General features: G+C 71.8%; 22 protein-coding genes. 15 read left to right on the top strand and 7 right to left on the bottom strand.

What is annotated here, in order from left to right:
- Positions 1 to 33: 33 nt before the first annotated feature.
- The 3 genes from AB0J74_RS15465 to AB0J74_RS15455 all read right to left on the bottom strand — a co-directional run bounded on the left by AB0J74_RS15465 (position 34) and on the right by AB0J74_RS15455 (position 3,589).
- A complete protein-coding gene (locus AB0J74_RS15465) occupies positions 34 to 1,179 on the bottom strand; it encodes an exonuclease SbcCD subunit D (protein ID WP_363448408.1) in 1,146 nt (381 codons plus the stop codon).
- 11 nt (positions 1,180 to 1,190) lie between these two features.
- On the bottom strand, positions 1,191 to 2,930 hold the full coding sequence (locus AB0J74_RS15460; protein WP_363448407.1) for an ATP-binding protein: 1,740 nt from the start codon (positions 2,928 to 2,930) through the stop codon (positions 1,191 to 1,193).
- Between the two features lie 113 nt (positions 2,931 to 3,043).
- Entirely contained in the window at positions 3,044 to 3,589 is a 546-nt protein-coding gene (locus AB0J74_RS15455; protein WP_363448406.1) for a plasmid pRiA4b ORF-3 family protein, read from the bottom strand.
- Between the two features lie 116 nt (positions 3,590 to 3,705).
- Between AB0J74_RS15455 and AB0J74_RS15450 the strand changes: the two genes are divergently transcribed.
- Entirely contained in the window at positions 3,706 to 4,443 is a 738-nt protein-coding gene (locus AB0J74_RS15450) for a pyrimidine reductase family protein (protein WP_363448915.1), read from the top strand.
- Here the strand turns inward: AB0J74_RS15450 and AB0J74_RS15445 are convergent.
- Positions 4,425 to 5,006: a helix-turn-helix domain-containing protein gene (locus AB0J74_RS15445; RefSeq protein ID WP_363448405.1), complete on the bottom strand. Its 582-nt coding sequence runs from the start codon at positions 5,004 to 5,006 to the stop codon at positions 4,425 to 4,427. The genes AB0J74_RS15450 and AB0J74_RS15445 overlap by 19 nt on opposite strands.
- A 65-nt stretch (positions 5,007 to 5,071) precedes the next feature.
- Here AB0J74_RS15445 and AB0J74_RS15440 point away from each other — a divergent pair, with 65 nt between their 5' ends.
- From AB0J74_RS15440 to AB0J74_RS15425, 4 genes are read left to right on the top strand one after another with little or no spacing between them, the layout of a single operon-like run.
- On the top strand, positions 5,072 to 5,944 hold the full coding sequence (locus AB0J74_RS15440; RefSeq protein WP_363448404.1) for an alpha/beta hydrolase: 873 nt from the start codon (positions 5,072 to 5,074) through the stop codon (positions 5,942 to 5,944).
- The gene (locus AB0J74_RS15435; RefSeq protein ID WP_363448403.1) at positions 5,941 to 6,738 is read left to right on the top strand and encodes an alpha/beta hydrolase; all 798 of its coding nucleotides are present in this window, start codon (positions 5,941 to 5,943) and stop codon (positions 6,736 to 6,738) included. The genes AB0J74_RS15440 and AB0J74_RS15435 overlap by 4 nt, the downstream gene beginning before the upstream one ends.
- Positions 6,739 to 6,748: 10 nt before the next feature.
- Complete coding sequence (locus AB0J74_RS15430) at positions 6,749 to 7,609, top strand: fused MFS/spermidine synthase (RefSeq protein WP_363448402.1); 861 nt, start codon at positions 6,749 to 6,751, stop codon at positions 7,607 to 7,609.
- A 36-nt stretch (positions 7,610 to 7,645) separates the two neighbouring features.
- On the top strand, positions 7,646 to 8,533 hold the full coding sequence (locus AB0J74_RS15425; RefSeq protein WP_363448401.1) for a DNA-3-methyladenine glycosylase 2 family protein: 888 nt from the start codon (positions 7,646 to 7,648) through the stop codon (positions 8,531 to 8,533).
- A gap of 18 nt (positions 8,534 to 8,551) precedes the next feature.
- Here the strand turns inward: AB0J74_RS15425 and AB0J74_RS15420 are convergent, their stop codons facing one another.
- The gene (locus tag AB0J74_RS15420) at positions 8,552 to 9,055 is read right to left on the bottom strand and encodes a DUF1990 domain-containing protein (RefSeq protein ID WP_363448400.1); all 504 of its coding nucleotides are present in this window, start codon (positions 9,053 to 9,055) and stop codon (positions 8,552 to 8,554) included.
- Positions 9,056 to 9,146: 91 nt separating this feature from the next.
- On the opposite strand from AB0J74_RS15420, the gene AB0J74_RS15415 reads away from it, so the two are divergent.
- The 5 genes from AB0J74_RS15415 to AB0J74_RS15395 are packed head-to-tail and all read left to right on the top strand — an operon-like array spanning position 9,147 to position 14,390.
- The gene (locus AB0J74_RS15415) at positions 9,147 to 9,614 is read left to right on the top strand and encodes a GNAT family N-acetyltransferase (RefSeq protein ID WP_363448399.1); all 468 of its coding nucleotides are present in this window, start codon (positions 9,147 to 9,149) and stop codon (positions 9,612 to 9,614) included.
- A gap of 9 nt (positions 9,615 to 9,623) precedes the next feature.
- On the top strand, positions 9,624 to 11,135 hold the full coding sequence (dgt, locus tag AB0J74_RS15410) for a dGTP triphosphohydrolase (RefSeq protein ID WP_363448398.1): 1,512 nt from the start codon (positions 9,624 to 9,626) through the stop codon (positions 11,133 to 11,135).
- Between the two features lie 17 nt (positions 11,136 to 11,152).
- Positions 11,153 to 11,653: a DUF456 domain-containing protein gene (locus AB0J74_RS15405; protein ID WP_363448397.1), complete on the top strand. Its 501-nt coding sequence runs from the start codon at positions 11,153 to 11,155 to the stop codon at positions 11,651 to 11,653.
- Between the two features lie 50 nt (positions 11,654 to 11,703).
- Positions 11,704 to 12,825, top strand: a complete 1,122-nt coding sequence (locus tag AB0J74_RS15400; RefSeq protein ID WP_363448396.1) for an ATP-dependent DNA ligase — start codon at positions 11,704 to 11,706, stop codon at positions 12,823 to 12,825.
- Positions 12,825 to 14,390 (top strand): alpha/beta hydrolase, encoded by a 1,566-nt coding sequence (locus tag AB0J74_RS15395; RefSeq protein WP_363448395.1) that lies wholly within the window; start codon positions 12,825 to 12,827, stop codon positions 14,388 to 14,390. The genes AB0J74_RS15400 and AB0J74_RS15395 overlap by 1 nt, the downstream gene beginning before the upstream one ends.
- Here the strand turns inward: AB0J74_RS15395 and AB0J74_RS15390 are convergent.
- Complete coding sequence (locus AB0J74_RS15390) at positions 14,344 to 14,802, bottom strand: potassium channel family protein (RefSeq protein WP_363448394.1); 459 nt, start codon at positions 14,800 to 14,802, stop codon at positions 14,344 to 14,346. The two genes, AB0J74_RS15395 and AB0J74_RS15390, sit on opposite strands and share 47 nt — an antisense overlap.
- Before the next feature lie 45 nt (positions 14,803 to 14,847).
- On the opposite strand from AB0J74_RS15390, the gene AB0J74_RS15385 reads away from it, so the two are divergent.
- Complete coding sequence (locus tag AB0J74_RS15385; protein WP_363448393.1) at positions 14,848 to 15,297, top strand: GNAT family N-acetyltransferase; 450 nt, start codon at positions 14,848 to 14,850, stop codon at positions 15,295 to 15,297.
- Here AB0J74_RS15385 and ligD read toward each other — a convergent pair.
- Positions 15,294 to 16,334 carry a non-homologous end-joining DNA ligase gene (gene ligD / locus AB0J74_RS15380; protein ID WP_363448392.1) on the bottom strand — a complete coding sequence of 347 codons (1,041 nt, stop codon included), beginning with the start codon at positions 16,332 to 16,334 and terminating at the stop codon, positions 15,294 to 15,296. The two genes, AB0J74_RS15385 and ligD, sit on opposite strands and share 4 nt — an antisense overlap.
- 155 nt (positions 16,335 to 16,489) lie before the next feature.
- Here ligD and AB0J74_RS15375 point away from each other — a divergent pair, with 155 nt between their 5' ends.
- The 4 genes from AB0J74_RS15375 to AB0J74_RS15360 all read left to right on the top strand — a co-directional run bounded on the left by AB0J74_RS15375 (position 16,490) and on the right by AB0J74_RS15360 (position 20,106).
- Entirely contained in the window at positions 16,490 to 17,380 is an 891-nt protein-coding gene (locus AB0J74_RS15375) for an NBR1-Ig-like domain-containing protein (RefSeq protein WP_363448391.1), read from the top strand.
- 164 nt (positions 17,381 to 17,544) lie between these two features.
- Positions 17,545 to 18,366, top strand: coding sequence for a peptidoglycan-binding protein (locus AB0J74_RS15370; protein ID WP_363448390.1), 822 nt, complete (start codon positions 17,545 to 17,547; stop codon positions 18,364 to 18,366).
- Positions 18,367 to 18,406: 40 nt separating this feature from the next.
- A complete protein-coding gene (locus AB0J74_RS15365; RefSeq protein ID WP_363448389.1) occupies positions 18,407 to 19,180 on the top strand; it encodes a peptidase inhibitor family I36 protein in 774 nt (257 codons plus the stop codon).
- A 5-nt stretch (positions 19,181 to 19,185) separates the two neighbouring features.
- A complete protein-coding gene (locus tag AB0J74_RS15360) occupies positions 19,186 to 20,106 on the top strand; it encodes a peptidase inhibitor family I36 protein (RefSeq protein ID WP_363448388.1) in 921 nt (306 codons plus the stop codon).
- The last annotated feature ends 59 nt before the right edge of the window (positions 20,107 to 20,165 follow it).

Genomic DNA, 20,165 nt, shown 5'->3' with positions numbered 1-20,165 from the left:
CTACTGAGCCAAATGGTTCGGTCGCAAGCTCCCTCACGCCGAAGCCTCCTCGTAGAACTCGTCGAACAACTCGCGCACGCCCGTGTCGGTCACGCCGCGGCTGTCCAGATAGGCGGCGAACAGCTCACGGGGAGTGCGGCCGGCACGTTCTTCGGCGCGTGGGCCAGGGGTGGCCGAAACCATGTCGGGGTCGATCCGCACCTCCAGCGCCCGGGGCAGCAGTTCCTGCACCTCTTCGCGCAGCCCGGCCCGGGGCGTCTCACGGACGAACACCCGCAGCCAGGCGTCGCCGGTCTTGAGCGCGGCGAGTTGCTCCAGCGAGCCGCGCACGGTGCGCAGCGGCGTGGCCACGGTCACCGGCACCTCGCGCACCTTCGCCGCCTGCTGCGCGCTCACCTCGACCACCGTCACGGCCGGCACGTTCTCCGCCTCGCCGAAGTCGATCGCCAGCGGGCTGCCGCTGTAGCGCACCGGGCACGGGCCGATCACGGTCTGCGCGCGGTGCAGGTGGCCGAGTGCCACGTAGTGGGTGCTGGTCGGGAAGACGTTCGCGGGCACCGCGTAGCCGAGCACCGTCTGCGCCTCACGCTCGCCGCCGCCCTGGCTGGCGCCGACCACCGTCAGGTGCGCGGTGACCAGGTTGACCACGCCCGCCTCGCCGAACCCCTCGGTCAGCTTGCCGAGCAGCCGGGACAGGTGGTCGGCGTATGTCTGGGTGGCCTCGGCGGCGGTCAGGTCGTACATCTCGACCGCCCGGACCGCGTAGCGCTGCGACAGGAACGGCAGGGCAACCAGCCGCCACCGCTCCCCCGACCCCGTCGTGCCGTCGATGACGTGCTCGGCCGGGTTGTCGCGGACCGTGCCGCGCAGGATGATGCCGGCCGCGTCGGCCCACGGCCGCAGCGCGTCGAGCGCGGGCCCGTTGTCGTGGTTGCCGCCGATCACCACCACGTCGGCCCCGGTGCGGCGCAGGGCCGACAGCGCGCGGGTGACCAGCCGGGTCGAGTCGGGCGAGGGCGCTCCCGTGTCGTAGAGGTCGCCGGCGACGATGACCAGGTCGGGCTGCTCGGCCTTGGCGATCTCGACCACCTGGGCCAAGACCGCGACGTGCTCCTCGGCCCGGGACTGTCCTTTGAGGACCTTGCCGACGTGCCAGTCGGAGGTGTGCAGGATGCGCACGGGCCGCCCCCTTAGAACGGTATGTCGTCGTCGGACAACGTGCCCGACCGCGAGCCGACCACCGCGAACGGGTCGGCGGACTGGGTGATCGACCGCAGCGTCGCGGCGGGTGCGTCACCAGCCTCGGAGTGTCGTGTCGCCCACGCCGGGAACGGGAACTCGACGCAGAGCGGCACCGGGATGTCGGGTTGGTTGACGAACATCGTGCCCGGCTTGGCCAGCAGCACCCGCTGCCGCTGCGCGGGCGGCAGGAAGCCGTATTCCGGGCGCGACGCCTCGGCCGGGTCGAGCCGGCCGACCACCCGCACCGCCGAGTTGGTGACGATGCGGCGCTCGACCTCGCTCGCGGTCTGCTGCGCGCCGACCAGGATCACGCCGAGCGAGCGGCCCCGCTCGGCGATGTCGAGTAGCACCTCCTTGATCGGCGACGAACCCTCGCGCGGGGCGTATTTGTTGAGCTCGTCGAGCACCACGAAGAGCAGTGGCTTGGCCGTGCCCTTCTTCTCCTTGCGCTCGAACTCCTTCTTGAGCGTCACGCCGACCACGAACCGCTGCGCGCGGTCGGGCAGGTTGTGCAGGTCGACGACGGTGACCTGGGCGCTCTCGTCGGTGTTGATCTGATGAGGCCGGCGGGTGGCGAGGTCGCCGCGGATCAGCCGGCCGAGGTCGCGCTTGCTCGCGATCAGCCGGCGGGCGAACGCGTTGACCGTGCCCAGCCCGACCGCGCTGCCCGTCCAGGCGAACCGGGTCTCGTCGTCGGAGAGTTGCGCGACCACGAAGTCGGCCAGGTCGGCGTAGCTGCTCAGCCGGGTGCCATCGACCGCGACACCGCCGTCGGCCGGCACCGCGTGCCGGGCGAGGTGGGCCGTGACCGCGTGCACGACCATCGTGTATTGCTGGCGCTCGTCGTCGGCGTCGGCGAAGACGTAGGGCAGCAAACGGTCGGCGCAGAACTCCTCGAGCGTCCAGTAGAAGCTGTCGACGCCGGACAGCCGGCTGCTCACGTCGGGCGTGCCGGACGCGTCGCCCATGCGCGGCGGCGCGTAGACCCGGACGTCGCTGAACGGCTTGGCGGGCAGGCCCAGGGCCGCGTACGCCGCGATGGTCTTGTCGTCGAGCTTGACGTTGGGGTGGTCGAGGAAGAGCAGGTCTTCACCCTTGACGTTGAAGATCAGTGCCTTGGCGTTGACCGCGTCGCCGCCCAGCGCCCCGGAGTGGAAGACCGAGTAGAGCAGGAACGTCGCGAAGCTGGTCTTGGTGGCCACGCCGGAGATGCCGGAGATCGACACGTGCGCGCCCCGGTTGCCGTCGAGGAAGTCGGCGTTGAGGTAGACCGGGATGCCGTCGCGCCCGGTGCCCATCGGGATCTGCCGTTCCATCCGGTCGAAGTGCAGCGCGGCGGCGCGCAGGTCGCCGGTGGCTCGATGGACCAGGGCGCCTGGCGCCGGCGGCACGTAGAACTCCGGGTCGACCCGGGTGACGCTGATCTCGGCGGCCTCCTGCACCTGGGCCGGCAGCGTGCCGTCGGCGATGGAGAACACGTCGGAGTCGAAGACGGCGCCCTCGTGCCGGGCGCGCACCTGGGTCACCACCCCGGCGATGCGCACGGGCGGTCGGTCGGGCAGCTCGCGGGTGGTCACCACGACGTCGTCGAGCTGCAGGTAGCTGCCCGGCGCGACGGCCGTCCAGAACTGCAGCGGAGTGGCGTCGGAGGTGCCCAGCACCCGGCCGACCGCACTCTGCTCACCCATCGCTCCCACCGATACCACGACTGGCATCTTGCAACATCAGTACGACCAGATCCCAGTCGACGCGCGGGGCGGGGCGAGATGAGGTGAAAGACCTTTTCATCCTTTTGGAGGAGCTATGTCAGGCGGCGCAGCAATGTCGTCGCCCGCCCCGGGTCGAACGCCTCCGGCGCGAACCCGCCCCCCGCCCACTGCCCCAGGTCGGCATGGCGCGGATGCGTGGGGTCACGCAGCGCGACCAGCAGCTCGGCGTAGCCGAACGCGCCCCCGATGTCTTCCGGCGGGCAGGCCCGCTCGCCCGCCAGGCACAGCGGGTAGCGCTCGTCGGGCTCGGCCGCGAAGACGTCTTCCACCAGCAGGTCGTGCTCCCACCAGTCGCCGAAGTCGTAGGTGTAGAGCAGCCGGGTGCCCTTGTGCGCGACGGCGTCGAGGCGCACCTCCAGCTCGTCACGCACCGCGAGCTCGCCGTCGGGGTCGGGCTCGCCGTACTGCACCCCGTCGACCTCGAACGAGTGCAGGTGGTAGTCCTGCCAGCCCATGGCGAGCTGGACCACCCGGTGCACCCGGTCGAGGGTGTAACCACCCGGCAGTTGCACCCGGCGCCACACCTCTGGGCGCACGTCGGCCAGCGTCACCTTGACCTGGAAGATCTGCCGGGGCATGGGCGGCTACCTCGATAGGGTGTCCGGATGAGCTGCGACTGTCAGCACCGTACCCCTGCGACAGGCCCGGCAATCCGGGCCGCGGTGGCCGGATGAGCGGCACGACGATCCGCGCCATGTGGAGCGTCGACGCAGCGGGGCCGCCGGGCACCGAGCTCGACGACGAGGCCCTGACCGGCTGCTACGCCCGGTCCACGCAGCCGATCGTTCGTGTCAACTTCGTGACCAGCGTCGATGGCGCGGTCGAGGTCGACGGCTACTCGAAGGGCCTCTCCGGCCCCGCCGACAAGCGCGTGTTCGGCATCCTCCGCAAGGTCTGCGACGCCCTGCTGGTCGGTGCCGGCACCATGCGCCACGAGGGCTACCGGGCGGTCACGCTCGACGAGCCGCGCCGGGCCTGGCGCCTCGCCCGGGGCCTGCCGGCGACGCCGACGCTGGTGGTGGTCAGCGCCAGCCTGGCCGTCGACCCGGGCGCGCCGGTGTTCACGGCCGCACCGGTCCGGCCGGTGGTGCTGACCACGGCCGCGGCCGGCGCGCCGCCCGGCCTCGACGAGGTCGCCGACGTCGTCCGCGTCGGGGAGCGCGAGGTCGACCTGGTCGCCGGCCTGGCCGCGCTGCGCGAGCGCGGGCTCGACCAGATCCTCTGTGAAGGCGGCCCACATCTGTTCGGCGCGCTGACCGCCGCCGACCTGGTCGACGAACTCTGCCTCACCGTCTCGCCGCTGCTGGCCGGCGCGAAGGCCGGGCGGATCAGTGCCGGTCCACACCGCGAAGGCGGCCCGGTGCCCCTGCGACTGCGCCACAGCCTGCTCGCCGACGACCTCTTGCTGCTCCGCTACACCCGGGTGGCCTGAGCCAAGCCGAGCAGGAGCCAGCTCAACCCGAGGGTGAACTGGCGCGCGGCTTCCCGCGCCGGTATGGGTCGATCGGCCTCACCGGGCCCGGAAGCGAACGCCGCGGACCCGATCGCGTGCACGATCAGGGCCCGGCGAGCACTGGTGATCTCGGCCGCCGGGACCGCGGCCCGGCCGAGCAGGTGGTCCAGGACGTCGCCGAGACGGGTGGCGTTGGGTCCTCGTGCGCCTTGGCGCGCGAGAAAGAGCGGGACCAGGTCCGCGTGTGCCACCAGCACGTCATAGGTCGACGTCATCAGCGCGGTGATGGCGGCCAACGGGTCGCTCGCGGCCGGGTCCGGAGGCAGCACCTCGGTCAGCACGTCGTCGAGCACGTCGTCGAGGAGCGCCGTCTTGTTCGGCACGTGGCTGTAGAGCGCGTTGGGAGCGACACCGAGCCGCTGGGCCACCGACCGCATGGAGAGCCGATCGACACCGCCCTCGGCCAGAAGCTCGCGGGCCGCGGCGAGCACGGCCGGCCGGGTGAGGCCGGCCCGCTTTCCGGGGGCACGCGTCTGCGGCATGTTGGCAACTGTACACCGTCCAGTTATATTGGACGGCGTACAGCTTGGCGGAGAGGAGGAAACTCATGCGCACGGACAAGCCAGTCGTGGGAAGCGCGGCGGGGGTTCCATTTCTCGCCGTCCCGCCGGCCAGCGGGCGGGCGACGGCGCTGGTCGTGGTGGGCTGGCATCTGCTGGACCCGCCGCGGACCGAAGCCGCCTTCGCCGCGGCGTTGCCGCTGACGGACCTCGACGCCTGGCGGATCTATCTGGGCCTGCCGATGTGCGGCGCGCGGCTGCCCAGCGGGGGCTTCGACGAGCTGATGCGACGCGGGTACGAGGACGCGGTGCTCAACCTGCAAGGCCCGATCGCCACGCAGGGCGCCGAGGAGTTTCCCGCCGCGCTGGCGGCCCTGCGCGACCGGCTCGGTTTCGACGGTGGTCCGCTGGCGCTGGTCGGCGGTTCGATGGGGTCGGCGGTCGCCCTGCTCGCGCTGGCGGAAAGCGCACCGGCCGCGGGCCTGGCGATCAGTGCGGCCGTGCTGATCAGTCCGATCAGCCAGCTCCGCGCGGCCGTCGAGGCCACCGGTCGTCGCTACGGGATCAGCTATGGGTGGGGGCCCGCATCGACGGCGGTGGCCCAGCGGCTCGACTTCGTGGCCAGGGCCGCCGACGTCGCCGCCGGCCAACCGGCGATCCGATTCGTCGTCGGGGCCGCTGACGACGAGGCCGGCTTCCGCGCGCCGGCCCGCCGGCTGGCCGACGCGCTCGCCGCCACCTACGCGGATCCGACCCGGGTCGATGTCGTCACCATTGCCGGCATGGGGCACGCCCTGGCCGACGAGCCGGGGATCGCGCCCGCGCCGCAGACGGCGGCGGCGGCCGATGTCGAGCGCCGCACGGTGGGCTGGCTCGCGGCGCACCTGCCGGCCGACGACCTCGAGGAGACAGCGCGATGACCGTCGTTCTGGTGCACGGCAACCCGGAAACCGACGCGGTGTGGGACCCGCTCACGGCCGCACTCCGCCGCGACGACGTGGTTCGCCTCTCGCCGCCGGGCTTCGGCACGCCCCCGCCGGATGGTTGGACCGCGACACCGGAGGCCTACCGCCGGTGGCTCGTCGACCAGCTCGAGAAGATCGGTCACCCGGTGGATCTGGTCGGCCACGACTGGGGCGGAGCGCATGTGATCAACCTGGTCATGACCCGACCGGACCTGGTGCGGACCTGGTCGACGGACAGCATCGGGATGTTCGATCCCGGCTACACCTGGCACGGCCTCGCCCGGGTATGGCAGACCCCGGGCAGCGGCGAAGCCGCGGCCGCGCAGCTGACCCATCCCGACGCCGAGCGGCGCATCGCCTACCTGAGCTCGATCGGCGTACCCTCCGACATCGCCATGGTGCTCGCTCCCGGATGCGCCGACATCTCCGGCGACGTGATGCTCGCCCTCTACCGGCACGCCACCCAGCCGGCGTTGGCCGCGCTGGGCGACAACCTGCCCGCCGCGCGCCAGCGTCCCGGCCTCGTGCTGTTGCCCACCGCCGACAACGCCCTCGGTGACGAGGAAACCCGCCGGCGCTGCGCGGACCGGGCCGGCGCGACCGTGACCACCCTGCCTGGCCTCGGGCACTGGTGGATGCTGCAGCAACCCGCGCTCGCCGCGGCCACGTTGAGCCGGTTCTGGTCTTCGGCACCGTCGGCGGCGGGAAGGCGGCAGGGGACGAGCGCCCCAGCGGGTGCCGGCACATAGGGTGGAGCACGTGGGGCGACAGCGCGGTCAGGGGCGGGTGGTCGCCCAGATCGGGTCGGGCGTCGCCGAACTGTTGCCCGACCACGACCGACCCAACGCCTACACGCTGCTGGTCGACGGTGCGCCGCAGTCACATGTCGACCTCGACGACCCCACCTATCTCGAGTTCGAATACGTCCGGCGGATCGCCGCCTCGCTCGACCTGACCGCGCCGCCGCGAATGCCGCTACGGGTGCTGCACCTCGGCGGCGGCGGGCTCACCCTGGCCCGCTACATCGCGGCGAGCCGGCCCGGCAGCCGGCAGCGGGTGGTCGAGGCCGACGCCAAGCTGCTCGACTTCGTGCGCACCCACCTGCCCTGGCCGGCCGACCCCAAGCTGAAGGTGCGCGTCGGCGACGCCCGCACCGAGCTGACCAAGGCGGCCCAGGACGCGTTCGACGTGGTGATCGTCGACGTGTTCTCCGGCGCCCGCACCCCGGCCAGCGTCCGCTCGGTCGAGTTCGTCGAGCAGGCGGCCCGGGTGCTGCACCCCGACGGCCGCTACCTGGTGAACATGACCGACGGGCCGCCGCTCGGGCTGGCCAAGGCCCAGGTCGCCACCGTCGCCGACGTCTTCCCGGAGGTCTGCCTGGTGGCCGACTCGTCGGTGCTGCGCGGCCGCCGGTTCGGCAACCTGGTGCTCACCGCGGCCAACACCCCGCTGCCGACCGCGCAGATCGCCCGCCGGGTCGCCGGCGACTGGTTTCCCGGCCGGCTGGTCGCCGGCGCCGAACTGACCCGCTTCAGCGGCGGGGCGGCCGTGGTCACCGACGCCGACGCGACCCCGTCGGCCGCACCGCCGGCCGGGATGTTCGGCCCGCTCCCGGACTGACACAGGTGTGCGAGAGTTGACGCCGTGCAGCGGGTCATGCGGGTTCCGGAGGGCTACCACCTGAGTGGCTCGGTCGGTCCGATCCCGATGAGCCGCTGGGATCCGTGTGCCCGGTGGGCCGGCGACACGTTCTGGTGGGCGACACACACCCCGGCCGGCCCGGCGACGCTGGCGCTGCGCAGGCAGGGCCAGGAGCTGACCGCCACCGGGTACGGGCCGGGCACGGAGTGGGTGATCGAGCAGGCCGACGCCGTGGCCGGGCTGCGCGACGACCTGACCGGTTTCGCCGACCTGGCCGCCGCCCACCCGGTCGTCCGCGAGGTGGCCCGGCTGCACCGCGGCCGGCGCATCCCGACCACCGGGATCGTCTTCCCCCGGCTGATGCGGGCGATCTTCGAGCAGAAGGTGACCGGCAAGGAGGCCTACCGCGGCTACGCGGCGACGGTCCGGGCGTTCGGCACCCCGGCGCCGGGGCCGCTGGCGGGCCTGACCCTGCCGCCGGAGCCCGAGGTGATCGCCGCGCAGCCCTACTGGGTGTTCCACCCGTTCGGCGTCGAGCAGAAACGGGCCGACACGCTGCGCCGGGCGGCGGCCGACGCCAGCCGGATCGAGCGCTGCACGACGGCGGCCGAGGCGACCACCCGGATGCGGTCGATCAACGGGATCGGCGTCTGGACCGCGGCCGAGGTCGTGCGGATCGCCTACGGCGACCCGGACGCGGTCAGCGTCGGCGACTTCCACATCCCCAACATGGTGGCCTGGAACCTGGCCGGCGAGGCCCGCGGCACCGACGCCCGGATGCTCGAGTTGCTGGAGCCGTTCCGCGGCCACCGGGGCCGGGTCTGCATGCTGCTGGAGGCCAGCGGCCTGATGGCACCGAAGTTCGGTCCCCGGATGCCGATCCGCTCGTTCGCGAAGTTCTAGAACAGGACGGCACTGGGCCTAAGGGCGCCGCACGAGGCGGCGCAAAGCCCGGCCGCACCACGCGGCGTAGGCCCGCTGGAACGGCGGGACGGTCGGGCCGGCGACCCAGGTCAGCAGCGAGGCCGGCAGGCTGAACGCGGTCACCGAGAACCAGGTGGTGCCGTCGTCGCCCGCGGTCACCTCGAAGGCCTCCTCGCCGCGCTCCGGGTGCCCCGGCAGGGTGCCGTAGCCGAACCCGGCCCGGCCGGGCTCGTCGATTGCCCAGACCACCCGGCACGGCGCCGACAGGCGCAGCGGCCAGACGCCCAGCCCGGTGACCACGTCGACGCCCGGTGCGGCCCGGTCGGCGGACGCGGTGATCCGCACGCCGGCGGCCCGGTGCATCCGGAACGTCAGCACCGCGTCGGCGGCCGCCTCGAGCACGTCGTGCCCGATCGCCACCCGGTAACGCAGGTGGTGGTAGCCGCGCGGCAGCGCACCGGTCTCGGTCGCGCCCACCTCGTCATAGGTCAGCAAGCTCACCGACCCATCTGAACACGTTCAAGTCTCATCTGTCGAGACGTGCCGCCGGCCGGGGATGTGCTTCGCGCCACCCTCCGCTGGGCTGGTCGGCATGACCCTGGAGATCGAGCGGGCCCGGCCCGGCGACGCCGGCGAGGTGCTCACCCTGCAGCGCGCGGCGTTCCTGAGCGAGGCGCAGCGCTACGCCGACCCGCACCTGCCGATGCTCACCGAGACGCTGGCCGAGATCACGGCGGCGATCGACACCGTGCTGGTCGCCCGCGACCCGCGCGGCCGGTTGGTCGCCGCGGGCCGCGGCCGGCTCGACGAGGCCGGCACCTGCCACATCGCCCGCCTTGCCGTCGCGCCCGACCTGCGCGGCCAGGGTTTCGGCTGGCGGATGTTGCTCGCGGTCGAGGCGGCACACGCCGGCGCCGCACGCCGCTACGAACTGTTCACCGGCGCCGAGAGCCACGACAACATCCGGCTGTACGAGCGGAACGGCTATTCGATCTTCGCCCGGGTCCCGCTCGATCGCGGTCCGGGCCTGGTCCACCTGGCCAAACGGGCGGTGCGCTAGCGTCGGATCATGACGGAGCCGGTCGATCCCCGCGCGCGGCGGCTGTTCGAGACCGGGCGGACCGCGCCCGGCGACCTGGCCGCCAGCCCGTTCCGTGCCGACCGCGACCGGATCGTCACCTCGCCGTTCTTCGCCCGGCTGGGCGGTGTCACCCAGGTGATCTCCCCGGGCGGCAGCGGCCTGCTCGTGCACAACCGGCTCACCCACAGCCTGAAGGTGGCCCAGGTGGCCCGGGCGATCGCCGAGCGAATCACCGCCGACGCCGGCAACCGAGCGCTGCTCGACAAGCTGGGCGGCTGCGACCCCGACGTCGTCGAGGCCGCGGCCCTGGCCCACGACCTCGGCCACCCGCCGTTCGGCCACCTGGGCGAGGCGGTGCTCGACCGGCTGGCCCGGGAGCGGCTCGGCCTGCCCGACGGCTTCGAGGGCAACGCGCAGTCCTACCGCATCGTCACCAGCACCGAGATCCGCGGCGCCGCGACCATCGGGCTCAACCTGACCGCGGCGGTCCGTGCGGCGATCGTCAAATACCCGTGGACCCGGCTCGACCACCCCGACCCGCACCCCCGGCGGATGAACCCGGCACCGCGCGGCGCGTCGGCACCCGACTGGGACCCGGCCAGCGGGTCGGCCAAGTTCGGCGCCTACACGACGGAGGTCGACGACCTGCGCCAGGCCCGCGCGCCGTTCGTGGGCCGGATCCCGGACTGGCAGCAGACCGTCGAAGCGTCCATCATGGACACCGCCGACGACATCGCCTACGCGATCCACGACGTCGAGGACTTCCATCGGGTCGGCGTGCTCCAGCAGGGCACCGTGGCGGCCGAGCTGATCGGCTGGCAGCGCGAGGCCAAGCGGCTCGGCACCCTCTCCGACGAGGCGCTCGACGCGGGCTCCCGCCAGGCCGGCGTGGCGATCGAGAAACTGCGCCGCCGGGTGCACCGCCGCGACCGCTGGATCAGCGACGACGACACCTTCGCCAACGCCGTCGAGCAGGTGCGGCACGACCTCGTCGACGGTCTGCTGGCCGACCCGTTCGACGGCTCGGTGGCCGCCGAGCAGTACGTCGCCCGGTTCTCCGCCCGGTGGACCCGGCGGCTGGTCGACGCGGTGCTGCTGACCGACAGCCCGGCCGTCCGCTCCGGCTATGTGCTGCTCGACCGGCCGCAGTGGCACGAGGTCCAGGTGCTCAAGCTGATCCACCACCGGTTCGTGCTCGACCGCCCCGACCTGGCACTGCACCAGCGTGGCCAGGCCCGGCTCCTGGCCACCCTGGTCGAGGCGCTGCTGGCCTGGATCGTCGACCCGGCCGAGGAGGCCCGGTTGCCGCAGCGGCTGCACGACCTGGTCGAGCTGGCCGAGGCGGAACTGCCGGCCGGCACCCCGGACCGCGCCGCCCGGGCCCGCGGCCGCGCGATCGTCGACTTCGTGGCCGCGCTGACCGACCAGCAGGCGGTGGCCCTCCTCGATGCCCTCTCCGGCCGATCGGGCCAACTCTGGACCGACGCTTTCGTCCTGTAGCCCGCTAGAGTGCGCCAATGGATCTGACCGATACGCAGACCAACATCACGATCCTGTGCGGGGTCGCCATGGTGATCGGCGTGTTCGGCGTCGTGATCCCGTTCCTGCCCGGCCTGCTGCTCTGCTGGGCGGCCGCGTCGGCCTGGGCGATCTTCGCCGGCGAGGGCGCCGGGCGGTGGGGCGTGCTGGCGCTGGTCGCCCTCATCGCGATCCTCGGCATCGTCGTCAAATACGCCTGGCCGGGGCGCAACCTCAAGCGCAGCGGCGTACCCAACAAGACGCTCCTGCTCGGTGGCGTCCTGGCGATCGTCGGCTTCTTCGTGATCCCGGTGATCGGCCTGTTCATCGGTTTCGTGCTGGGCATCTGGCTGGCCGAGATGGCCCGGCTCGGCGACCACAAGCTGGCCTGGCCGTCGACCAAGCACGCGATCAAGGCCGCCGGCCTGGCCATGCTGGTCGAACTCGGTGCCGCGCTGAGCATCGCGATCATCTGGGTCGCCGCCGTCGTGGTGAGCTGAAAGCCCGGCTGGGAAGCGTTCGCGTGCCCGCGTCTGGAAGACTCTGAGGGATGGACCTGCCGATCAACCCGCCGGTCGAGCCGATGCTCGCCAAGAGCGTGCCGCAGATCCCCGAGGCCGACGGCATGAGCTACGAGCCGAAATGGGACGGGTTCCGGTGCATCATCTTCCGGGACGGTGACGAGGTCGAGTTGGCCAGCCGGGGTGGCAAGACCCTGACCCGCTATTTCCCCGAGGTGGTCGAGCAGGCCAAGGCCCAGCTCCCTGAGCGGTGCGCGGTCGACGGCGAGATCGTGGTGATCCACCGCGAAGACGGTCACAAGCCCAAGCTCGAGTGGGACGCGTTGACCCAGCGGATCCACCCGGCCGCGTCCCGGGTCAAGCTGCTGGCCGAGAACACCCCGGCCGACTTCGTCGCGTTCGACCTGCTCGCGCTCGGCGACGAGGCGCTGGTCGACGAGCCCTATGCGACCCGGCGGGCCAAGCTGGAGAAGGCCCTGGCCAAGGTCGAGCCGCCGGTGCACATCACGCCGACCACCCACGACATCGCCACCGCGCGCCGGTGGTTCGAGATCTTCGAGGGCGCCGGGCTCGACGGGCTGATCGCGAAGCCGGCCGACATCGCCTACGAGCCCAACAAGCGGCTGATGCTCAAGATCAAGCATGCCCGCACGGCCGACGCGGTGGTCGCCGGTTTCCGCTGGCACAAGTCCGGCCCGGTGGTCGGCTCCCTGCTGCTCGGCCTCTACGACGAGCACGGCACCCTGCACCACGTCGGCGTCTCCTCGTCGTTCAGCATGGCCCGGCGGGCCGAGCTGCTGGAGGAGCTGGCCGACTACCGCGAGCCGGCCGAGCACCCGTGGATCGACCCCGACAGCGACGAGCAGCAGATGGGCCCGACCAGCGCGACCGGCCAGCGCCGCCCCGGCGGGGTGAGCCGCTGGACCGGCGGCAAGAACCTGGCCTGGGAGCCGCTGCGGCCCGACCTGGTGGTCGAGGTCGGCTACGACGCGATGGAGGGCGACCGGTTCCGGCACACCGCCCAGTTCGTGCGCTGGCGGCCCGACCGCGACCCCCGCTCCTGCGGCTATGACCAGCTCGACCGGCCGGTCCGGTTCGACGTCGACCAGGTTCTAGGCGGCGACCCGGCCGCCGGCACGGGGGTTTCCTAGTGGGTTCCCGCTTTCGGCTTCTCGCGGTCGCCCTGCTCGCCGGCATTCTCGTGCTGACCGGCTGCACCGTGCCGGTCGTCGCGCCCAACACGGGCGACGGCGCGGTCGCGCCCGGCGCCGGCCAGCCCGCTCCCGCCGCCTCCGGCCAGGCCGCCTGGCGACCCTGCCCCGACGTCCCGGCCAAGCTGGTCGGCCGCGGCGCGAACGGGATGACCTACGACTGCGCGACGATCAAGGTGCCGCAGGACTGGTCCAACGCCGGCAACGGGCAGACCTTCGACGTCGCGCTGATCCGGGTGCGTTCCAGCAAACAGCACGACCGGATCGGCTCGCTGCTGGTCAACCCGGGCGGCCCCGGCGCGTCGGGCATCAACCTGGCCGTCTACCTGAGCTTCGGCGCCGCGTTCCAGGGCATCCCGGCCGCGGTCACCGACCGGTTCGACATCGTCGGGTTCGACCCGCGCGGCGTCGACCGGTCCAGCCCGGTCGAGTGCATCAGCGACGCGCAGCTCGACCAGAGCTTCGGCTACGTGCCCGACCCGGTCACCCAGCCCGAGTTCGACGGCCTGGTCGACCTCAACCGCACCATCGGCAAGGAGTGCCAGGCCAAATACGGCGACAAGCTCAAGCTGTTCTCCACCGTGCAGACGGCCAAGGACATGGACGCGATCCGCAGCGCGGTCGGCGACCAGAAGATGACCTACCTGGGCTATTCCTACGGCACGCTGCTCGGCGCCACGTACGCCCAACTCTTCCCGCAGAACGTCCGCGCGCTGGTGCTCGACGGCGCGGTCGACCCGCGGCAGAGCTTCGTCGCCGGCTCGGAGAGCCAGGCCAACGGCTTCGCGCTGGCGTTCGACAACTTCGCCAAGTGGTGCGACCCGAACCCGGCGCAGTGCCCGATCGCGCCCGACGCCAAGGCCGCGGTGACCACCCAGATCGACAAGGCCGAGGTCTCGCCGGTGACCGGCGCCAAGGGCCGCCAGGCCACGGCCGGGTGGGTGTTCTACGCGGTGATCTCGTCGCTCTACACCCAGGCGGGCTGGCAGGCGCTGGCCAGCGCGATCAAGTCGCTGGAGGGCGGCAACCCGGCCGAGGTGTTCCAACTCGCCGACGCCTACGCCGAGCGCCGCCCCGACGGCACCTACTCCAACCTGTTCGACGCCAACATCGCCATCAACTGCGCCGACCAGAAGACCGTGCCCGACGTCGCGCAGGTCCGCACCGACCAGGGCGACTGGCGCAAGTCGGTGCCGCTGTTCGGTGCGCCGCTCGCCGTCGGCATGCTGACCTGCGCGGTCTGGCCGGGCGGGCACGACCCCTACCCGACGGGCCCGGCCACCGGCTCACCGCCGATCCTGGTCGTCGGCACCACCGGCGACCCGGCCACGCCCTACGCGCAGGCGCCGGCCCTGGCCAACATGCTGGGCGTCGGGCGGCTGCTGACCTGGGAGGGCGAGGGGCACACCGCCTACCCGCAGACCAACTGTGTCACCGACACGGTCGACGCCTACATCCTCAATCAGACCGTTCCGCCAGAGGGGAAGCGCTGCCCGCCGCAGTAGCCGCGATCCCCTCCCGGGCCGCCAGTTCCTCGAGGAGCCGGCGTACGACGCGCAGGTTGTTCTTCAGCTCTTCCTGCTCCTCGTGCCGGAAGGCGTCGGTGTCGACGATCAGCTTGCTGGCGAAGTGCGCGGTGATCAGCGGGATCACCAGCAGCACCATGGTCGAGATCAACACGACCGCGATGGCGCGCGCCTGCCAGGTGTCGGGCGAGATGTCGCCGTAGCCGACGGTCGACGCGGTCACCACCGCCCACCACACCGAGTCGCCCACCCCGACGTCTTCGAAGACGCTGTAGAGCGCCGCGGCCACAATGATCATCAGGGCGTACGACAGCATCAGCGTCCGCGGCGAGTTGGCGAAGTAGACCAGCCCGCGGTAGATCGCCTTCAGCGGCAGCAGCAAGGCCTTCATGGCGCACCATCATGCACCCGTTGGTCGATGTGCGACGCTACCGACATGATCTTCAGGCCCGCTTTGCGCGCGGATGTCCCGGCGATTGTCGGGCTTCTGGCAGACGACCCGATCGGCGCCGGCCGCGAGACCGTCACGGAGGAGGTCGACGCCGCCTACTGGCAGGCCTTCGACGCCCTCGATGGCGACCCGCGCAACACGGTGATCGTCGCCGACCTCGACGGCGAGATCGTTGGCACCATGCAGCTCATCCTGATCCCGTCGCTCACCCGCCGAGGTGCCCAGCGCCTGGAGATCGAGGGCGTACGCGTCGCCGCGGGCCACCGCGGCGCCGGCCTCGGCCGCCGGATGATCGGGTGGGCGGTCGACGAGGCCCGGGCGTCGGGTTGTGCCCTGGTGCAACTCACCACGGACAAGCGCCGCGCCGACGCCCGCCGGTTCTACGAGTCGCTCGGTTTCGAGGCCACCCACGACGGCATGAAGCTGGCCCTCTAGCTCTCCTGCGTCCAGTTGGCGGCGTTCTTCTTGCTCGGCTGCACCCGCGGCGGCTCGCCCGGCATCTTCGGGTGGTCGGGCGGATAGGGCATGTCGCCGCCGCGTCCCTCGCGTTCGTCGGCCGCCGACCACTCGAGCAACGGCGTGATGTCGAACGCGGTGTCGTCGATGCCCGCGTGCGGGTCACCGATCTTGGCGAACCGCTTCGGCAGGGTACGCAGGTCGAAATCGTTGGGCTCCACGTCGGGCAGCTCGTCCCAGGTCAGCGGCGTCGAGGCGGTGGCCCGCGGGTTGGCGCGCAGCGAGTAGGCGGCGGCGATCGTGCGGTCGCGGGCCATCTGGTTGAAGTCGACGAACACCCGCTCCCCGCGCTCTTCCTTCCACCAACTCGTGGTGACCAGGTCGGGCCGGCGCCGCTCGAGCGCCCGGGCCAGCGCGATCGTCGCCCGGCGGACCTCGACGAACGTCCACCGCGGCTGGATCCGAAGGTAGACGTGGACCCCCCGGCCGCCGGACGTCTTCGGCCAGCCGGTCGCGCCGATCTCGTCGAGCACCGCCCGCAACTCCCCCGCCGCCCGGGCGGCGTCAGCGAAGTCGGTGCCCGGCTGCGGGTCGAGGTCGATCCGCAGCTCGTCGGGGTGGTCGGGGTCACCGGCGCGGACCGGCCAGGCATGGAAGACGACCGTGTTCATCTGGGCGGCCCAGGCGACGTGGGCCAGGTCGACCGGGCACAGTTCGGTCGCCTTGCGCCCGCTCGGGAAGGTGATCTCGGCACCGTTGAGCCAGTCCGGGGTGCCGCGGGCCGGCAGCCGCTTCTGGTAGAACGCCTCGCCGTCGATACCGTCCGGGAACCGTTGCAACGTGGTCGGCCGGTGGTCGAGCGCCCGTTCGATGCCGTCACCGACGGCCAGGTAGTAGTCGAACACGTCCTGCTTCGTGTAACCGGCCTGCGGGAACATGACGCGGTCGGGGCTGCTGAGCCGCACGGTGTGCCCAGCGACCTCGACCTCGACAGCGGCGGCCTTCTTCGACGGCATGTGTCGACCCTATGCCCTGGGCCCGCCGGCGCCGAGGCGTAGTCCTTGCCGCAGGCCCTCCTTCGATGCACCGGCGGTCCACCACATTGATGGTCGCCAAAGCAGTTCGGTAGCCTCTTACACGCTCTGACAACGGCGTCTGACATGGGGGACGGATGAGAGACCAGGGTGCTGCCGCCGAGTCGACTCAGGACGGATCCGCCGCCGTCGCGTTCGCCGAACAGCTACGGTCACTGCGCACCGCCGTCGGCGACCCTTCGTTCCGGAAGATGGCGGGCCGATCCGGCCGGATCTCCCACACGACGCTGCACGAGGCCGCCGCGGGCACCAGGTTTCCCTCGTGGGAGACGACGCGCGAGTTCGTCCGGGCCTGTGACGCCGACGAGACCGAGTGGCGGCGGCGCTGGGAAGAAGCCCACCACCAGGACACCGTCCACACTGTCCTGCCGCGCACCGACCTTCCCGGTGGGGTGGTCGTCGCGGACACAGTGGACACGATGCCGAGCGGCGCCCCGGCCGCGCAGGTCGCGGGGCCGCGACGGCTGCGGTGGCTCGGCGCCGGCGCCGTCGCGGCGCTGGTGCTGGTCGCCATCCTGGGCCTCACCGTGCGCGGCCGAGGGCCCGCGACCCTTGACGGCGCCGGCACCGCGGCGGCCTCACCCACGACGACCCCGTTCTCGGACTCGCTGATTCCCGGCGACTCGAGCAAGTTCATCGGCGACGTCACCATCCCCGACGGCACGCGGGTCAAGGTCAATCAGCACTTCACGAAGGTGTGGGCGCTCGCCAACGTAGGAAAGGTCGATTGGCACAACCGCTTCCTGGCGCGGGCCGACCCCACCGTCGACGCCGACGGTTGCCAGGTGCCGGACCGGGTCGCGATCGGCGACACACCGCCCGGCGAGCAGGTGAAGATCAGCGTTCCGGTCGTCGCTCCCGACCACCCGGGCAAGTGCTGGGTCAGCTGGAAGATGGTCGACGAGAACGGGCAGCAGTACTTTCCCAGCCGCCGGCCGGTCTACTTCGAGGTGACCGTCGTCGCCTGACCACGCTCCGACCGGTGTCAGGCCCAACCTGACAACACCGCATCCATCGAGGTCACTGCCCGTCCGCCGATTCTGACAAGGCGACGGGGTACCGAACATCCGGCACCTTCTCGCAGGGTGAGTCCGTTCCGAACACGACTCACGACCTACGAGGAGGATCAACCATGCGCCGTCCCTGGTTGGCCGTCGGGCTCGCGGCGCTCTGCGTTGCCGTCGGCATCCCGGCTCAGGCGTTCGCCGCACGGCCGGTCGTCGACATGGAGGCCACCGTGCTGGCCGCCCAGATCGACCCCCGCCGCGCCGACCACACCCTGACCCCGGGCGCGCAGAGTTCCGTGCTCGCCGTCGAGCAGGCGCTGCAGGCCCAGAACCTGCTGGACGCGCAGTGGGTCGACGGCTACTTCGGCACCCAGACCGTCGCGGCGTACGCGGCCTACCAGCGCTCCCTCGGCTACACCGGCCTGGCCGCCAACGGGCTGCCCGGCACGACGTCGCTGACGAAGCTCGGGCTGAACCGCTACACCGTCGCCAACACCATCGGCCCGGGCGCGAAGGTCGCGCGTGACGGGTTCGTCGTCGACGCCCGCACCCAGGCGATGCTCACCGAGGCCCAACGCCTGCTCGGTTACCAGCTGGTGCTCGAGCAGGGCTCGTACAACCCCGGCGGCGACCCGACCTCCGCCGGTACGCACGACGGCGGCGGCGTGGTGGACATCGCGGTCACCGGCATGACCGCGGCCAGGCGCACCTCCGTCGCCCGGGCGCTGCGCCAGGTCGGCTTCGCGGCGTGGGTCCGTGACCCGAGTCAGGGCGACTGGCCCTGGCACATCCACGCTGCGGCCATCAACGACACGGACCTGTCCACCCAGGCGCAGAACCAGACCGGCGACTACTACCTCGGCCTGAACGGCCTGGCCAACCACGGCCCGGACGACGGGCCCCGGATTCCGATCAAGACCTGGGAGCAGTACCAGCGCGGGCTGTGACCCGCACCCGCCACCCCTCACCGTCCACGAGAGGACACCGATGAACATCCGCAAGAGCCTGGCCGTCGTCGGCACGGCGCTCGCCATCACCACCTCCATCCTGGCCGTCGCGTCCCCCGCGTCGGCGGCCTCCCGCGACGGCGTCTGCGACAGCGGCGAGTTCTGCTACTACTACAACAGCAACTACGCCGGCTCAATCTCCGACTTCACCACGTCGGTCGACGACTACGGCACGACGCAGCCGTCCTGCTACGAGTTCAAGGGCGCCGGCAGCGGCCAGGGCCTGTGCATCAAGAACAACGCCGCATCGGTGTGGAACCGCACCAGCAAGACCGTGGTGGTCTACTTCAACAGCAACTTCGGCGGTGCGACCCAGTCGTTCGCGGCCGGCGCCAAGGCCAACCTCAACGCGACGCTGAAGAACAACAACGCCTCGCACGCCATCGGCGGCGTCACCAACCCGGCTGACCCGCGCGCGGCCGAGGCCGTCGCGTTCGCGAAGGCGCGGCTCGGGCACACCGACTGGAACAACGAGTGCGAGCTGTTCGTCGAGCGGGCGTTCGGCACCAGCGGCCGGTTCGCCACGGCCCGCGCGCACTACGTCTGGCAGCGTGACAACGGGCGGATCCACACCGGCACGGTGCCGCCCGCCGGCACGGCGGTGTTCTTCACGTCGACCACGTCGGCCGGGCACGTGATGCTCTCCATCGGCGGCAACAGCGCCATCAGCACCGGGCCGACCGTCTACCAGACCAGCACGTTCCGCGACCGGTCCGACTACCTGGGCTGGGCTTACGTCCCGGGCAGCTGGTGACCGGCATGCGCGCGCGGATGAGTGTGCTGGCCGTCCTGGTCGCCGCCGTCGTCGGCGTCGTGGTGGCGCCGGGCGCGGCCTCGGCGGCCGGTCGCGACGGGGTCTGCGACAGCGGCGAGTTCTGCTACTACTACAACAGCAACGAGGCCGGCTCGGTCTCCGACTTCACCGACTCGCAAGACGACTACGGCGCCACCCAGCCGACCTGCTACGAGTTCAAGGGAGCGGGCAACGGCAAGGGCCTGTGCGTCAAGAACAACGCCGCGTCGGTGTGGAACCGCAGCAGCAAGACGGTGCGGGTCTACTTCAACAGCAACTTCGGCGGTGCGAGCCAGGACTTCGCGGCCGGCGCCAAGGGCAACCTCAACGCCACGCTGAAGAACAACAACGCCTCGCACGAGTTCCTCACCGGCGGCCCGACCGGCTGCAGCACCGACGGCACCAACAGCACGCTGCCGACGACGATCCTGGTCTACCGGGTCAGTCTCGGGCGGGTGGACCGGGTCGACTTCAAGACCTACGTCAAGAACGTCCTCCCCAACGAGTGGATCTCGAGCTGGCCGCGGGCCTCGCTGGAGTCCGGTGCCATGGCCGTCAAGAGCTACGGCTGGTACTGGGCGCTGCACTCGACCCGCAAAACGCCCGGCGGGGCGTGCTACGACGTCCGGGACGACACCGGCGACCAGGTCTACCGGCCGTCGTCGGCGCTGGCCTCGACGTCGGCCGCGGTGGACAACACCTGGTCCACCCGGATGACCCGCAGCGGCAACATCCTGCAGGCGCACTACTGCGCGACCACCACGGCCTGCGGTGCCTGGGTCGACGGGAACTGGCTGTCGCAGTACGGCTCGCGTGACCTGGCCAACGGAGGCAGCACCTACCAGGCGATCCTGCGCTCCTACTACAGCGGCATAACCCTGTCCTGAGCAGTGACGGTGACCGGCGCCCGGACCGCCCAGCTCCAGTACGGCGCCGGCGGCTGGGT

Source organism: Asanoa sp. NPDC049573 (genome assembly GCF_040676615.1).
In the GTDB taxonomy this organism is placed as follows: domain Bacteria; phylum Actinomycetota; class Actinomycetes; order Mycobacteriales; family Micromonosporaceae; genus Asanoa.
Note: the sequence above shows the minus strand (reverse complement) of the source record. Positions and strands in the feature narration are given on the sequence as shown.

What these genes read in the sequence shown, in the direction of transcription:
- AB0J74_RS15440 (WP_363448404.1), top strand. Translation starts at nt 5,072, where the DNA reads ATGCGCACGGACAAGCCAGTCGTGGGAAGCGCGGCGGGGGTTCCATTT.
- AB0J74_RS15415 (WP_363448399.1), top strand. Translation starts at nt 9,147, where the DNA reads ATGACCCTGGAGATCGAGCGGGCCCGGCCCGGCGACGCCGGCGAGGTG.
- AB0J74_RS15400 (WP_363448396.1), top strand. Translation starts at nt 11,704, where the DNA reads ATGGACCTGCCGATCAACCCGCCGGTCGAGCCGATGCTCGCCAAGAGC.
- ligD (WP_363448392.1), bottom strand. Translation starts at nt 16,334, where the DNA reads ATGCCGTCGAAGAAGGCCGCCGCTGTCGAGGTCGAGGTCGCTGGGCAC.
- dgt (WP_363448398.1), top strand. Translation starts at nt 9,624, where the DNA reads ATGACGGAGCCGGTCGATCCCCGCGCGCGGCGGCTGTTCGAGACCGGG.
- AB0J74_RS15425 (WP_363448401.1), top strand. Translation starts at nt 7,646, where the DNA reads ATGCGGGTTCCGGAGGGCTACCACCTGAGTGGCTCGGTCGGTCCGATC.
- AB0J74_RS15370 (WP_363448390.1), top strand. Translation starts at nt 17,545, where the DNA reads ATGCGCCGTCCCTGGTTGGCCGTCGGGCTCGCGGCGCTCTGCGTTGCC.
- AB0J74_RS15450 (WP_363448915.1), top strand. Translation starts at nt 3,706, where the DNA reads ATGTGGAGCGTCGACGCAGCGGGGCCGCCGGGCACCGAGCTCGACGAC.
- AB0J74_RS15375 (WP_363448391.1), top strand. Translation starts at nt 16,490, where the DNA reads ATGAGAGACCAGGGTGCTGCCGCCGAGTCGACTCAGGACGGATCCGCC.
- AB0J74_RS15435 (WP_363448403.1), top strand. Translation starts at nt 5,941, where the DNA reads ATGACCGTCGTTCTGGTGCACGGCAACCCGGAAACCGACGCGGTGTGG.
- AB0J74_RS15360 (WP_363448388.1), top strand. Translation starts at nt 19,186, where the DNA reads ATGCGCGCGCGGATGAGTGTGCTGGCCGTCCTGGTCGCCGCCGTCGTC.
- AB0J74_RS15455 (WP_363448406.1), bottom strand. Translation starts at nt 3,589, where the DNA reads ATGCCCCGGCAGATCTTCCAGGTCAAGGTGACGCTGGCCGACGTGCGC.
- AB0J74_RS15445 (WP_363448405.1), bottom strand. Translation starts at nt 5,006, where the DNA reads ATGCCGCAGACGCGTGCCCCCGGAAAGCGGGCCGGCCTCACCCGGCCG.
- AB0J74_RS15390 (WP_363448394.1), bottom strand. Translation starts at nt 14,802, where the DNA reads ATGAAGGCCTTGCTGCTGCCGCTGAAGGCGATCTACCGCGGGCTGGTC.
- AB0J74_RS15405 (WP_363448397.1), top strand. Translation starts at nt 11,153, where the DNA reads ATGGATCTGACCGATACGCAGACCAACATCACGATCCTGTGCGGGGTC.
- AB0J74_RS15460 (WP_363448407.1), bottom strand. Translation starts at nt 2,930, where the DNA reads ATGGGTGAGCAGAGTGCGGTCGGCCGGGTGCTGGGCACCTCCGACGCC.
- AB0J74_RS15365 (WP_363448389.1), top strand. Translation starts at nt 18,407, where the DNA reads ATGAACATCCGCAAGAGCCTGGCCGTCGTCGGCACGGCGCTCGCCATC.
- AB0J74_RS15385 (WP_363448393.1), top strand. Translation starts at nt 14,848, where the DNA reads ATGATCTTCAGGCCCGCTTTGCGCGCGGATGTCCCGGCGATTGTCGGG.